Origin of the sequence: Pseudomonas sp. S150, from assembly GCF_004526365.1 — a bacterium.
Lineage (GTDB): Bacteria > Pseudomonadota > Gammaproteobacteria > Pseudomonadales > Pseudomonadaceae > Aquipseudomonas > Aquipseudomonas putida_A.
The window spans coordinates 695,509-709,488 of sequence record NZ_CP038207.1 but is presented as its reverse complement, the minus strand read 5'-3'; the positions used below and the strand labels follow the sequence as shown (position 1 = coordinate 709,488).

Sequence of the window (13,980 nt, the reverse complement as noted above, 5' to 3'; positions counted from 1 at the left end):
CCGTTACGCTTGCTGTAATCCGACCGAAGCGCTATGGTCAACCGATCGAAAATATGACTTTGATGGAATATTCCATAACACTCATATTAGTGCCCATGAATTGGGATATCGAATACACCGACGAGTTCGGCAACTGGTGGGAAGAACTGACTGAGAGCGAGCAGAGTTCTGTGGCGGCAAGCGTCAAACTGCTTGGGCAATTCGGCCCAGGCCTGCGTTTTCCGCATAGCAGTGCAATCAATGGCGCGCGGCATGGTCATTTACGGGAATTGCGCGTCCAGCATGGCGGGCGACCGTATCGCGTGCTCTATGCGTTTGATCCAAGACGCTGCGCGTTGCTTTTGATCGGTGGAGATAAAACCGGTCAGGACCGCTGGTATGAACTCAACGTCCCGCTCGCCGATCGACTGTACGATGAGCATCTCGAAACATTGCGCAAAGAGGGTTGCAACAATGGCTAAGAAATTCGCCGACCTCGAAGCACGCATGACACCCGAAGCACGGGCGCTTGCCGATTCGATCTACGAACAACACATCAAGGAAATGCCGCTTAACGAACTGCGACAAGCCAAGGCCTTGAGCCAGGCCACGCTGGCTGAAATGCTGCACGTCAACCAAGCGGCCATCTCGAAAATGGAGCGCCGTACCGATATGTACATCAGCACGCTGCGCAACTATATCCGGGCAATGGGTGGCGAACTTGAAATCATCGCGACCTTTCCCGACGGGCAAATCAAAATCGAAAATTTCGCAGGCTGAACAGCCATAACCCGCTTCAACCTGTGAGTCTTCCACTGTGCAATAGCCGTATAGTGGCCAATCGAATTCGCCGATTTGCTCCCTCAGGCGCAATCTCAGCGCCGCGCCACCTCCCCCGCCGGATACACCGACTCCCAGCCCCCGCCCAACGCCCGGTACAACCCGACCATCGCCAGCGACACCCCGGTCGAGCTCTCCACCCACTGCTCCTGAGTCGCCAGCAACGCGCCTTGAACGGTGAGGACGTTGACGAAATCGACCACGCCTTCGACGTACTGCTGCTGTGCGGTGCGCAGGGCGATCTGGTTCTGGCGTACGGCTTCGGCGAGGCTGTCGCGGCGGCGTTGGCTGGCGTTGTAAGCCGTCAGTTGGTCGTCGATTTCATGCCAGGCGCGCAGCACGGTCTGCTGGTAGGCGATGGCCGCTTCCTGTTGCTGGGCCTCGCGCAGTTGCAACATGCCGCGCAGGCGGCCACCGTCGAACAGCGGCAGGCTGAATTGCGGGCCGATACCGAACGCGCGCGAGCCCCAGGAACCGAAATCGCTCAGTTGCATCGCTTGCGAGCCGAGATTGCCGGACAAGGTGATGCGCGGATAGAAATCACCCTTGGCCACGCCGATGTTGGCGGTGGCGGCATGCAGACGCGCCTCGGCCTGCCGGATGTCCGGCCGGCGTTCGGCCAGCTGCGACGGCAGGCCGATGGCGACTTGCAGCGGTGACTGCGGCACCGCGCCGTCTGTGGATAACTCCTTGGCCAGGGCCTGCGGCGGTTCGCCCATCAGCAGGCTGATCGCGTTGATCAATTGCGACTGACGCTGCTCGAGGGCCGGCAGGCGCGATTCGATGGCCGCGACCTGCGCGGCGGCTTCGGCGACGTCGAGATCGGTTGCCACACCATCGCTCAGGCGCAGTTGCGAAAGCTTGAGGCTGTGCCGGGCGACGTCGAGGTTCTGCTCGGTGACCGCGCGGGTGTTTTGCACGCCGCGCAGCTGGATGTAGTTCTGCGCGGTGTCGGCGAGCACCGCCAGAAGCACACCGCGACGGTCGTTTTCGGCGACTTCGAGGTTGGCATCGGCGGCTTCGGTTTCACGGCGCACGCGGCCCCAGAAATCCAGTTCCCAGGACGCGGAGAAACCGGCGTCCCACAGGTTGAAGGCGGAATCGCCGTTGTGCCCGGACGGGTCATTCAGGCCTTCGCCACTGTTGCGTTTACGCGCGTAGCTGCCGGTAGCGGCGGTGTTCGGGTAGCGATCCGCGGTGATCACTTGGCGCGCGGCACGGCTTTGTTGCAAGCGGCTGCTGGCCAGTTGCAGATCGAGGTTGCTGTTCATCGCCCGCTGGGTCAGGGCTGAGAGTTGCGGGTCGTGGAAAACCTCCCACCAGCGTTCGTTCAGCGGTTCGCTGACGGCTTGGCTGGGGGCGGATTTGGCGGGTTTGGCCCAGTCGGCGATCTTTGTGGCTTCGGGCTTGCGGAAGTCCGGGCCGACGGTGCAGGCGCTGAGGCCAATAGCGAGCAATGCACCGAGGGTGAGTTGCTGCCACTGGCCTCTTCGCGAGCAAGCCCGCTCCCACGGGTGATTGGCAGGTTGCTGGAGATCTTTGTTCCAAACGGAGATCCCTGTGGGAGCGGGCTTGCTCGCGAAGGCGTCAGTTCTATCAACGCTGTTCATCGCTGAGTCACCTCGCGCTCCGCCGGCGCCGAGCTGCGAGTGTCAATACTCGCCTCCACCGACATGCCCACACGCAAACGCTCGGCCAACGGCTGACCCGGTTCAAGCACGATCTTCACCGGAATCCGCTGCACGACCTTGGTGAAGTTACCCGTGGCGTTGTCCGGTTTCACCGCGGCGAATGTCACGCCAGTCGCCGGGGCGATGCTTTCGACGCGACCGCTCAAGGCCTCGCCACCAAGGCTGTCGACGCGTACCTGCACGTGCTGGCCCGGCTGCACGTCCGTCAGTTGGGTTTCTTGAAAATTTGCGACTACATACGCCTGCTGCAACGGCACCACCGCCAGCAGCTTGCTGCCCGGCGTGACATAAGCGCCGACGCGCACAGCACGCTCGCCGATCATGCCGTCCTGCGGCGCGGTGATCCGGGTATACGACAGCTCGAAACTGGCAATTTCCAGCGCCGCTTGCGCGTGCTTCAGATTGCCTTCGGCAGCATCGCGCTGCGCGGTGAGAATCTCGACCTGCTTGCGTTCAGCCGCGAGCTTCGCGCTGGCGGTATCGAGCCGAGCGGTTGCCTGATCAATACGCGTGCGGGCCTGTTGCGCGTTCTGCACCGTGCCGGCACCTACACCGGCGAGGTGGTTGTAGCGATTGAGTTCCTGCTGGGCGAAGGCCATTTCTGCCTTGGCCGAGACCACCGAGGCCTGCGCCTGAGCAATCACCGAGGTCTGCCGCTCCAGCGTCGCCTTGGCGTTTTGCAACTGAGCGCGGGCGACCAGGGTTTGCGCATCGGCCGCTTCAGCGGCGGCGCGCAAATCGCGATCATCGATCAGCGCCAGCAACTGCCCGGCCTTGACCTGCTGGTTGTCTTCCACCAGCACTTCCTTGATGAATCCGGCCACGCGCGGCACCACCAGGGTGAAGTCGGCGGAAACAAACGCATCGTTGGTGTTTTGCTGGGTGCGCTTGCCGAACAGTCCCGGCACCGCCAGGTACAGCAACACGCCGACCGCCAGTGCGGCCGCCACGGCCACCGCGAGTTTTTGCTTTGCTTGAGTCGTCATAAAAACCTTCGGTATCAGTGAAGCAATCAGGTCGGCGCACGGGGCGGAAAGATCCGCGTCGGCAGCCAGAAAATCAGCAGGATCAGCGCCACCGCGACGCCGGCCATGCACACATAGAGATCGGACGAAGTCAGCACCACGGCCTGTTCGTGCAGGCGATGGGCGAGGCCCGGGTCGCTGCGATCGGCCAGCGGTGAGTTGCCGAGGTTGTCGATCAACATGGTCGAGTGGAAATGCAGGCGCGCGGTGGTCAGTGCTTCGATGACGCCGGTGGCGATCACTGCCGCCAGGCCTTTGACCGTGTTGAACCACGCCGAAGCGAACGGCCCGTCCTGCGGCTGGATGCTGCCGGTCGAGAGCATCAACAGCGGCAGCACCGACATCGGCTGACCGAAAATCTGCAGCCATTGCAGGACGTAGAAATTGTCGCGGATCCACTCCGAGGTCAGCAGCGAGCCGCCCAGGCAGGACAGGGTCAACATGCTCAAACCGATGCCGAGCACCCAGCGGCAATCGACCCAACGCAAGTTGCACAGCGCCGCCACCAGCGGCAGCGCGATCAACTGCGGCAACGCGGCGATCAGCATGATCGGCGCGGTCTGCACCGGGCGATAACCCTGGACCTGCGCCAAGTAGCTCGACGGAATCAGCACCACCGCCTGCAACACCACCAGCACCCCGGCCAGGGTCATCAGTGCAAACGACAGGTTGCGGATGCCGAGCATCTGCAACTTGAAAAACGGAATCGGCTGCGACCATTCATTGATCAGAAACGCCACCAGCAACAGCGAACCGGCGCCGAGCAAACCGCAGATCAGGCTCGACTCGAACCAGTCCAGCCGGTTGCCCTGGAGCAAGCCGATCACCAGCATGCAGATCGCCGGAAAACCCAGCAGCAGGCCTTTCCAGTTGAAGGTCTTGAGGCGCTCCAGGCGCAGCGGATCCTGCGGAATCCCCCAAGCGACCATTGCCATGGCAATCAGGCACGGCACGATGATTTGCCAGAACGTCCATTGCCAGCCGACATACTCGCTCCACAGCCCGGCCAGCGGCGTGCCGAGGCCGGGGCCGAAAGTCGCCGTCAACGCATAACCGGCCAAACCATAGAGTTTGAAGTTGGCCGGTAGAAAACGCAGGGCGACCGTCATCAGCATCGGCGGCAACGCGCCGCCGGCCAGCCCTTGCAGGGTGCGCATCAGCAGCAGGCTTTCGTAGTTGGGGGCGAACGGGCACAGCACGCCGAGCAGCGTGAACAGGCTGATCGCGCAGAGGGTGAAACGGCGCAGCGAAAAGGTCACCGAGCACCACGGCGCGAACGCCATCGCCGCCACCGAGGTCGCGGCGTAGCAGGACACCAGCCAGGTGCCTTCGTCATAACCGATGTTCAGCGCGCCCCGAATATCGGCCAGCGCGACTTTGGTCACCATTTCGTTGAGGCCCGAGACCAGCACCGCCAGCAACACGCCAACCAGGCCGGTGATGATTCGCGCCCCGAACACCGGTGGCGCGGCCGCCGTCGCCGGACTGGCCGCAGCAATGGGCGCCGGAACCGACAGGGATGTCATGGATACACACTCCGGAAGGAAAAATACCGGAGCATTTTAGTAAGGCTTACTGCTGACGAAAATTGACTTATTGGCAGGTTATAAGTGCGCTCAGTGCAGCAATGAATATCCAATGTGGGAGCGGGCTTGCTCGCGAAAGCGGTGGATCATTCAACCTGTGCGGTGCCTGACACGACGCCTTCGGGAGCAAGCCCCCTCCCACACGGACTCTGCTTGTATCAGGGCTGTGCGGCCAGCCAAGTTTCGTCGCAACACGCCTTGAGCGTTTCACGCAGCCAGCGGTGCGCCGGGTCTTTGTCGAAGCGCGGGTGCCAGGCCTGGGTCAGCATCAGCGTCGGCAACGGGATTGGCAGGTTGAACGAACGTAGCTTCAGGCCCAGCCGGCGCACGCTGAGCAACGCTTCCTTGGGCACCGGCAGGATCAGGTCGGAATCGGGCAAGGCAAACATCGCCGCGTGGAAGCTTGGCGCAATCACCGCCACCCGCCGCTCCAGGCCCAAGGCGTTCAACGCAGTGTCGATGGGGCCGCGAGCAATGCCACGGCGCGACATGCTGATATGCGAGTAACCGGCATAGCGCTCAGCAGTGATTTCGCCGTCGAGCAGTGGATGATCCTCTCGCACCAGGCCGACGAAATGCGTGGAAAACAGGTTCTGCACTTTGACTTCCGGGGTCACCGGACGGGTGTTGCTGACACTCAGATCAATCCGTCCTTCACGCAACGCTTCGTCGTCGCCATCGCCCTCGGGGACGAAGCGCAACTCGCAGTGTGGCGCCTGCTGGTCGAGGGTATCGAACAGCTTGCCGCCATATACGCCAATGAAAAAGTCGTTGGCGCGGATGCTGAAGCGCCGGCGCAGGGTGCCAAGTTCCACATGGTCGGCGGAGCGAAACAACAGCGTCGCCTGTTCCACCACATCGCGCACCTGCTCGCGCAATTCCAGGGCTTTGGGGGTTGGCACCAGGCCGCGACCGGCGCGCACCAGGATCGGATCGCCGATCGCCTCGCGGATTCGCGTCAGAGTGCGGCTCATGGCGGCGGGGCTGAGGTTCATCCGCCGCGCGGCGCCGACCACACTGCCCTCGTCGAGCAAGGCGTCGAGGGCGACCAGAAGGTTCATGTCCGGGAGTTGCATGCTGAGCACTCTTGGCTGATCTGGATTGATCTGGGTGCAATGCTAGCAAACATCCTTGAAACCGGTGGCGCATGAACCGACGCCTTCGCGAGCAAGCCCGCTCCCACAGGAGAAACGCATTCCAAAATGTGGGAGCGGGCTTGCTCGCGAAGGGGCCAGGGGGAACAACACAAATTACCGCTGCATGCCCCAACGCTTCACCGTCACCCGCTCCAGCGTATCGAACACCAGATTCTCCACCAACAACCCGATCAGGATCACCACCGCCAACCCGGCGAACACCTTGTCGGTGTACAGCTCATTGCGGTTCTGGAAGATATACCAGCCCAACCCGCCCTTGCCGCTGGTGGCGCCGAATACCAGTTCGGCGGCGATCAGCGTGCGCCAGGCAAACGCCCAGCCAATTTTCAGACCGGCAAGGATCGACGGCAGCGCTGCCGGGATCAGAATGAACAGCACAAAACGCATGCCCTTCAGCCCGTAATTACGCCCGGCCATGCGCAGGGTTTCCGAAACGCCGAGAAAACCGGCGTAGGTGTTCAACGCCAGCGCCCACAGCACTGAATGCACCAGCACGAAAATCAGGCTGTTCTGCCCCAGCCCGAACCAGAGCAAGGCCAGCGGCAGCAAGGCAATTGCCGGCAGCGGATTGAACATTGAGGTCAGGGTGCTCAGCAAATCGCGACCGAACTGGGTCGACACCGCCAGCGTGGTCAGGGCGAACGCCAGCACGATGCCGATCAGGTAACCCTTGATCAGCACCACCAGCGATATCCACACCTTGCCCAGCAACTCACCGCTGAGCAGGCCGTCGTACAGCGCGTGACTGGTCTGCAGAAAACCTGGCAGCAGCAGGTCGTTGTTCTGCACCCGGGCGATCACTTCCCAGAGGATCGCCAGCAGAATCAGGATCACACTCTTACGCAACCAGCCCTGTTGCCACAGGCGTTGGCCCAGCGGCAGTTCGCGCTCGAGCGGCACGCTGGTCAGTGGTTCAAGGACGGTTTCAAACTCTTGCCGTACAGACGATGGTTGGCTCATCGGGCAATCCTCCAGAACGCTCAATAAGCGATACGAATGTCGTTGAAGTCATGGTCACGCTCGGTTTCCGGCGACTGGCCTTCATCGAACAGCAAATGGTGAATGCGCCGCGCCGATTCCTGAAACGCCACACCGCCGAGGCTTTGCAGATCGTATTGATGGCTGTGCACTTCGGCGCGCACCCGCCCCGGATGTGGCGACAGCAGCAGGATGCGATTGCCGACCACCAGCGCTTCTTCGATCGAGTGCGTAACGAACAGCAAGGTGAAGCGCACCTCTTCCCAGAGCAGCAGCAATTCTTCCTGCATCTTGCGCCGGGTCAGGGCGTCCAGCGCGGCGAACGGCTCGTCCATCAGAAGGATTTTCGGCTGCATCGCCAGCGCGCGGGCAATCGCCACCCGCGCTTTCATGCCGCCGGACAAAGTGTGGGGATAGGCGTCGGCGAATGCTGCCAGACCGACTTTTTCCAGGTAGTGCAGTGCACGTTCTTCGGCGTCTTTTTTGTTCAAGGTTCGCGAGGCCAGCAGCGGAAACATCACGTTCTGTTTCACGGTTTTCCACGGCGGCAGTTGATCGAATTCCTGGAACACCACGATCCGGTCCGGACCGGGTCCATCGACCCGCTGACCTTGCAGGCGAATCTCGCCTTCGCTCGGCGCAATGAAACCGGCGGCCGCCTTGAGCAAAGTCGACTTGCCGCAGCCGGACGGGCCGAGCAGGACGAAGCGGTCCGCCGGATCGACCTCGAAACTGACTTGATGGGTGGCCCGTACCACCCGTTGCGGGGTGCGGTATTCAAGGCTGACTTGGTCAACCGCCAGCAGCGCCTGGCTGCTGGCGATCGGGTTGCTGGCCGCGTGGCCTTGCAAGGGGGCATTCATCTCGATCAGCTCCCTTGCAGCGGTTTGGCGTCCTGGAAGAAGTAGTCCTTCCACGATTCCGGTTTGTTCTTGATCGCACCGACGCGGTAGAGGAATTCGGCCAGTGGATAGGTATTTTTCGGCGTGACGCTGAATTCGAATTGCGGGTTGTCGATGATTTTCAGCAGCTCGGCGCGGTCGATCTTGGCCTTGGTCACGCGGATGTAGGTGTCCGCCGCCGCGCCCTTATCGTTCTGCGCAAATTGCGCGGCTTCGGTCAGCGCTTCGACGAAGGCCTTGTAGGTTTTCGGGTTGTCGTTGCGGAATTTCTCGGTGGCGAACAGCACGGTTGGCGAGTTCGGGCCGAGGATGTCGTAGGAGTTGAGCACCACGTGCACGTTCGGGTTCTGCAGCGCCTGATCCTGGAACGGTGGGTTGGAAAAATGCCCGGTCAGCTCGGTGCCGCCGGCAATCAGCGCAGCGGTCGCATCCGGGTGCGGCACGGCGATGGTGTACTTGTCGAGGCGATTGAATTCCTTGTCACCCCACTGTTTGGCCGCCGCGTATTGGAGGAAGCGCGACTGCACCGACACGCCCACCGCCGGCACCGCAATGCGGTCTTTCTCGGTGAAATCGGCAATGGTTTTGACCTTGGGATTGTTGCTCACCAGGTAGTACGGGAAGTTGCCGAGCGAGGCCACGGCCTTGACGTTCTGCTTGCCGTGGGTGCGATCCCAGATGGTCAGCAGCGGGCCGACGCCGGCACCGGCAATGTCGATAGAGCCGGACAAGAGCGCATCGTTGACCGCCGCGCCGCCCGAGAGCTGCGTCCAGTCGACCTTGATGTCGAGGCCTTCCTGCTTGCCGTACTTCTCGATCAGGCCCTGATCGCGCACCACATTGAGCAATAAATAGACAATCCCGAACTGTTCGGCGATGCGGATTTCACCTTCGGCGTGGGCCACGGTCGGCGCCACCAGGCTGCCGGCAAGCAGGCTGAAACCCAGGCCGATGGCCGCCGCCAGCGATGCAAATGGAAGACGTTTGGACATGATCGAATCTCCGGCAAATCAGAAAGGCGCGTCGCCCTGAATGGTCGTGCGATACAGCTTGCGGCGCAGGTGCGCTGGGCAGCCGGCGGCGAGGTGGATCAGCGAACGGTTGTCCCAGAACACCATGTCGTGGGGCTGCCACTGATGGCGGTAGATGTTCTGCGGCAACACGCTGTGGGCGTAGAGCTCGGCGAGCAGTTGTTTGCTCTCGTCCTCCGGCAGACCGACGATGCGGGTGGTGAAGCCCTCGCTGACGAACAACGCCTTGCGGCCGTTTTCCGGGTGGGTGCGGACGATCGGATGCACCACTTCGGCGACCTGCGCCAGTTGCTCCGGGGTCAGGGTCGGACGCCAGTTGCCTTCGAATTTGGTTTCGCTGTAACGCGCGGTGTAGGAGTGTGCGGCGGAGCGCCCTTCTACGGCTTTACGCAGCGCTTCGGGCAGGTTGTCCCAGGCTTTGTGCATGTCGGCAAACAAGGTGTCGCCGCCCTCGGACGGCAACTCCTGGGCGTGCAGCATCGAGCCGAGACTCGGCAGCTCTTTATAGGAAAGGTCGGAGTGCCAGAACTTGCCGGCATCGCCGAGGCCGATGTTCTGGCCGTTCTCGACGATGTTGGAAACGATGAGGATTTCCGGGTGATTGGCCAGCAGGAACTGCTTGAGCACGTGGATCTGCAACACGCCGAAGCGGCGGCTGAAATCGATCTGCTGTTGCGGGGTGATGCGCTGGTCGCGGAACACCACGACGTGGTGATCCAGATGCGCACGATGAATGCGCGCGAAGTCCTGATCGGCGACCGGCCGGGTCAGATCCAGGCCGATGATCTCGGCACCGACGGCACCGCTGAACGGACGAATTTCAAAGGTTTGCGGCGCGGCAGTCGCGGCGCTTGGGGTGGCAGTAGCTGCGGACATCTTTCAATCTCCCACGCACGGCGCGCTCACAGGCGCGCACGTCGATCAGACACTCACGCTGAATTGCGTGTCGGTTCAGGTCGTGCGGCGCGCCGATTGGTCGGCAGGTACGCAGGTGGATGACTTTAAAGCTATAAGAACTGGAAATTAAATACCGTTAATGAATAACGATATGGCAGATGGTGAGGAATGGACTGGATGGTGAGTGACGATTTGTGTCACTTACTGACAGGGGTGTGGTGATTTTGCTGGCCCCTTCGCGAGCAAGCCCGCTCCCACATTTGATCTTCAGTGGACACAAGTTCTGTGTTCGACCGGGATCCACTGTGGGAGCGGGCTTGCTCGCGAAGGGGCCATGTGCCGCGCTGAAGACCTACCGCTCGTGCAGTGCCTCGGCCCGCGCCCGGATGATCGGCTTGAGCAGATAGCTCAACACCGATTTCTTGCCGGTGATGATATCCACCGACGCCACCATCCCCGGGATGATCAGCAACGGCTTTTCATCAGTGCCCAGGTGGCTGCGCTCGGTGCGCACCTTGATGATGTAGTAGGTGGTTTTCTTGTCTTCGTCGGTGATGGTGTCGGCACCGATCTGCTCCAGTTTGGCTTTCAGCCCGCCATAAATGGTGTAGTCGTACGCGGTGAATTTGACGATCGCTTCCTGCCCCGGATGCAGGAACGCAATGTCCTGCGGACGGATCTTGGCTTCGACCAGCAAGGTGTCATCCAGCGGCACGATTTCCACCATGTCGCTGCCCGGCTGAATAACACCGCCGATGGTGTTGACCAGCAACTTGTTGACGATCCCGCGTACCGGCGAGGTGACCAGCGTCCGGCTGACCCGGTCTTCCAGGGCCTTGCCGGTGGCCTGGGCCTTGTTCAGGTCGGTGCGGGCTTCGTTGAGCTGGGTCAGCGCATCGCTGCGAAATTTGCCGCGAGTCTCGTCGATCTTGCGCTGGACTTCCTTGATGGCCGATTCGGCGCGCGGGATCGCCAGCGTGGTGGCGTCGAGCTGACCACGGGTTTCAACTTCGGCACGCTTGAGTCGCAGCACCTCCACCGGCGACACCGCGCCCTGCGCCACCAGCGGCTCGGACATGTTGATTTCCTGGCGTTGCAGGCCCAGTTGCTGGCGATACTGCGCCTGCTTGGAGCTGAACTCGCGCAGCTCTTGCTGACGCTGGATCAACTGCTCCTGCAAACCGCCGATCTCGTCGTGCAGTTGCTGACGCCGGCTGATGTACAACGATTCTTCGCTTTTCGCCTGACCCGGCACGGCTTTGAGCACGTCTTCAGGGAAATTCAGCGGACGGTCATCGACCTCGGCGCTCAGACGCTCGACACGCAGCAGCATCGACAGCCGATCAGCCTCGGTTTCGCCGACGTTGGAAGCAAATCGCGTGTCGTCCAGACGAATCAGCGGTGCGCCGGCCTCGACGATCTGACCTTCCTTGACGAACATTTCCGAGACGATCCCGCCCTCAAGGTTCTGGATTTTCTGGATCTTCGACGACGGAATCGCCTTGCCGTCGCCCTTGGTCACTTCGTCGATCACGGCGAAGTTGGCCCACAGCAGCAGGAACAGGAAGAAGCCGATGATTGCCCAGATGGTCAGGCGCACGACGCGCGGGGCGTCCTCGATCAGCGCCTTGTTGACCTCCGGCAGCGGCTGGCCCTGCAGCGAGGCAGAACCCTTGAAGTAGCGACGGATCGACTCTTTGACACCCGACTTAAGCAACACTGATCTGCCCCTTCTTCAACGCTTCCATCACGGCGGCTTTCGGGCCATCGGCGAGAATCTGTCCACGGTCGACCACCAGCAGGCGGTCGACCAGCGACAGCAGCGAGGCCCGGTGCGTCACCAGCACCACGGTCTTGTTTTCAACGACGGCGGCCAGACGCTGCTTGAGGCGTTCTTCGCCGGTGTTGTCCATGGCGCTGGTCGGTTCGTCGAGCAGCAGGATCGGCGGGTTGAGCAGCAGCGCCCGCGCCAGAGCAACGTTCTGCCGTTGGCCACCGGACAGGTTCTGCCCGCGCTCGCCGACTTGCAGCTCATAACCCTGCGGATGCAGGCGGGCGAATTCGTGCACGCCGGCCAGTTCGGCGGCTTGCAGTACCAGCTCGTCTTCTACATAGCGCGCGCCAGAGACCAGATTGTCGCGCAGGGTACCGGCCAGCAGCTGGATATCCTGCGGCACGTAGCCGATGTTGTAGCGCAGCTCGCTGACGTCGATCTGGCGGATGTCCACGCCGTCCACCAGCAATGCGCCGTCGTCCGGTTGGTACAGGCCGACCAGCAGTTTCGCCAACGAACTCTTGCCCGAGCCGCTGCGACCGATGATGCCGATCTTCTCGCCGGGACGAATCACCAGGTTGATGTTCTTCAGCGCCGGGTTCTGCTGTTCCGGGTAGGTGAAGTTCAACTGACGGCACTCGATCGCGCCCTGCAACACCTTGCGGCTCAGCGGACGTTCTTCGAAATTGCGCTCCTGCGGCAGCTCCATCATCTGGTCGACGGAAGTCATGGTTACCCGTGCCTGCTGGTAGCGGGTCAACAGACCGGACAGCGACGCCAGCGGGCTGAGCGCGCGGCCGCTGAGCATGTAGCAGGCAATCAGACCGCCCATGCTCAGGTTGCCGGCGATGATCTGGTACACGCCGAAGACGATCATGATCACCCCGGCCAGTTGCTGGATCAGCAGGGTGATATTCATCGCCAGACCGGAGAGCATTTTCACCCGCAGTTCGAGGCGGCTGAGGGTGCCGATGGTCTGCTCCCACTGATACTGGCGTTCGCTTTCGGCGTTGTTGACCTTGACCGCGTCGAGGCCGGCGAGGGTTTCGATCAGGCTCGACTGACGCTCGGCACCGAGCGCCATGGTGCGTTCCATGGTCGCGACCAGCGGCTTCTGCAACGCGTAGCCGATCAGTAGCGCAATCGGGAACGCCAGCACCGGAATCCACACCAGATGCCCGCCGAGAATCGCGATGACGATGAAGATCAGGATGGTGAACGGCAGGTCGATCAGACTGGTCAGGGTCAGCGAGGCGAGGAAGTCGCGCAGGCTCTGAAATTCATGGATGTTCTGGGCGAAGCTGCCGACCCGTGCCGGGCGGTACTTCATGGCCATGCCGACGATACGCTCGAACAGCGTCGCGGAGATGATCAGGTCGGTTTTCTTGCCGGCCAGATCCAGGCACAGGCTACGCAGGCTCTTGAGGATCAGGTCGAAAATGTAGGCACCAGTGATGCCCAGCGCCAGCACCCAGAGGGTCGCTTCGGCCTGGTTCGGCACCACGCGGTCGTAGACGTTCATCACGAACAGCGGCGCGGCCATGGCGATGATGTTAATCAGGAAACTCGCGGCGATCGCATCCGCATACAACCAGCGCGAACGCTTGAGGGTGTCGCGAAACCACGAGCGCGCACGCGGGATCAGCGTGCCATGATTAACGTCGAATTTGTGCTGCGGCTGGGCGAAAAACACTTTGCCGGTGTAGTCGTCGGCCAGCAGTTCGCGGCTGACCACCGATTCGCCGCCATCACTTTCGCTGAGCAGCACCCGTGCTTCGTTGTCACCTTGCCAGCCGAGCAGGACGGCGCTGCGGCCATCCTTGAGTAGCAACAGCGCCGGCATGGCAATCGCCGGAATCTCTTCCAGCTTGCGTTGCAGCACCCGACCCTGCAGCCCGGCGCGAGCCGCTGCGCGGGGCAGCAACTCGACACTCAGGCGCTGCTTGGGCAACGGCAGGCCAGTGGTGAGCATCGCGGCACTGGCCGGCTTCTGGTGCAACATGCATAGAGCGAGCAGACCATCCAGTAACGGATCGTCGTGCATCGCGCGCGGATCATGAATGAGTTGAACTCGACTGACTTCTGATTCCACGCTCGGCACTCTTGGCTAACAATTGAAC

At 61.8% G+C, this 13,980-nt stretch carries 12 protein-coding genes; 2 read left to right on the top strand and 10 right to left on the bottom strand.

Going from position 1 to position 13,980, the window contains the following annotated elements; all coding sequences use genetic code 11:
• Window positions 1-95: 95 nt before the first annotated feature.
• Entirely contained in the window at window positions 96-461 is a 366-nt protein-coding gene (locus E3Z29_RS03310) for a type II toxin-antitoxin system RelE/ParE family toxin (protein WP_047290723.1), read from the top strand.
• Window positions 454-759 carry an XRE family transcriptional regulator gene (locus E3Z29_RS03305; protein WP_098966556.1) on the top strand — a complete coding sequence of 102 codons (306 nt, stop codon included), beginning with the start codon at window positions 454-456 and terminating at the stop codon, window positions 757-759. Before E3Z29_RS03310 ends, E3Z29_RS03305 begins: the two co-directional genes overlap by 8 nt.
• A 95-nt stretch (window positions 760-854) precedes the next feature.
• On the opposite strand, the gene E3Z29_RS03300 is transcribed toward E3Z29_RS03305, so the two are convergent.
• The 10 genes from E3Z29_RS03300 to E3Z29_RS03250 all read right to left on the bottom strand — a co-directional run bounded on the left by E3Z29_RS03300 (window position 855) and on the right by E3Z29_RS03250 (window position 13,952).
• Complete coding sequence (locus E3Z29_RS03300; protein ID WP_177416183.1) at window positions 855-2,429, bottom strand: efflux transporter outer membrane subunit; 1,575 nt, start codon at window positions 2,427-2,429, stop codon at window positions 855-857.
• Window positions 2,426-3,496 (bottom strand): HlyD family secretion protein, encoded by a 1,071-nt coding sequence (locus E3Z29_RS03295; protein WP_134785128.1) that lies wholly within the window; start codon window positions 3,494-3,496, stop codon window positions 2,426-2,428. Before E3Z29_RS03295 ends, E3Z29_RS03300 begins: the two co-directional genes overlap by 4 nt.
• A gap of 26 nt (window positions 3,497-3,522) precedes the next feature.
• Window positions 3,523-5,061, bottom strand: a complete 1,539-nt coding sequence (locus tag E3Z29_RS03290; protein WP_134785127.1) for an MFS transporter — start codon at window positions 5,059-5,061, stop codon at window positions 3,523-3,525.
• 218 nt (window positions 5,062-5,279) lie between these two features.
• Window positions 5,280-6,197 (bottom strand): LysR family transcriptional regulator, encoded by a 918-nt coding sequence (locus E3Z29_RS03280; RefSeq protein WP_134785125.1) that lies wholly within the window; start codon window positions 6,195-6,197, stop codon window positions 5,280-5,282.
• Between the two features lie 174 nt (window positions 6,198-6,371).
• Window positions 6,372-7,238, bottom strand: coding sequence for an ABC transporter permease (locus E3Z29_RS03275; protein WP_123585717.1), 867 nt, complete (start codon window positions 7,236-7,238; stop codon window positions 6,372-6,374).
• A gap of 20 nt (window positions 7,239-7,258) precedes the next feature.
• Window positions 7,259-8,119, bottom strand: a complete 861-nt coding sequence (locus E3Z29_RS03270; RefSeq protein WP_134785124.1) for an ABC transporter ATP-binding protein — start codon at window positions 8,117-8,119, stop codon at window positions 7,259-7,261.
• Between the two features lie 5 nt (window positions 8,120-8,124).
• On the bottom strand, window positions 8,125-9,150 hold the full coding sequence (locus E3Z29_RS03265) for an ABC transporter substrate-binding protein (protein WP_134785123.1): 1,026 nt from the start codon (window positions 9,148-9,150) through the stop codon (window positions 8,125-8,127).
• An 18-nt stretch (window positions 9,151-9,168) separates the two neighbouring features.
• Entirely contained in the window at window positions 9,169-10,065 is an 897-nt protein-coding gene (locus E3Z29_RS03260) for a TauD/TfdA family dioxygenase (RefSeq protein ID WP_134785122.1), read from the bottom strand.
• A 373-nt stretch (window positions 10,066-10,438) separates the two neighbouring features.
• Entirely contained in the window at window positions 10,439-11,806 is a 1,368-nt protein-coding gene (locus E3Z29_RS03255) for an HlyD family type I secretion periplasmic adaptor subunit (RefSeq protein WP_096796933.1), read from the bottom strand.
• On the bottom strand, window positions 11,796-13,952 hold the full coding sequence (locus E3Z29_RS03250) for a type I secretion system permease/ATPase (RefSeq protein ID WP_027611114.1): 2,157 nt from the start codon (window positions 13,950-13,952) through the stop codon (window positions 11,796-11,798). The genes E3Z29_RS03255 and E3Z29_RS03250 overlap by 11 nt, the downstream gene beginning before the upstream one ends.
• Window positions 13,953-13,980 lie beyond the last annotated feature (28 nt).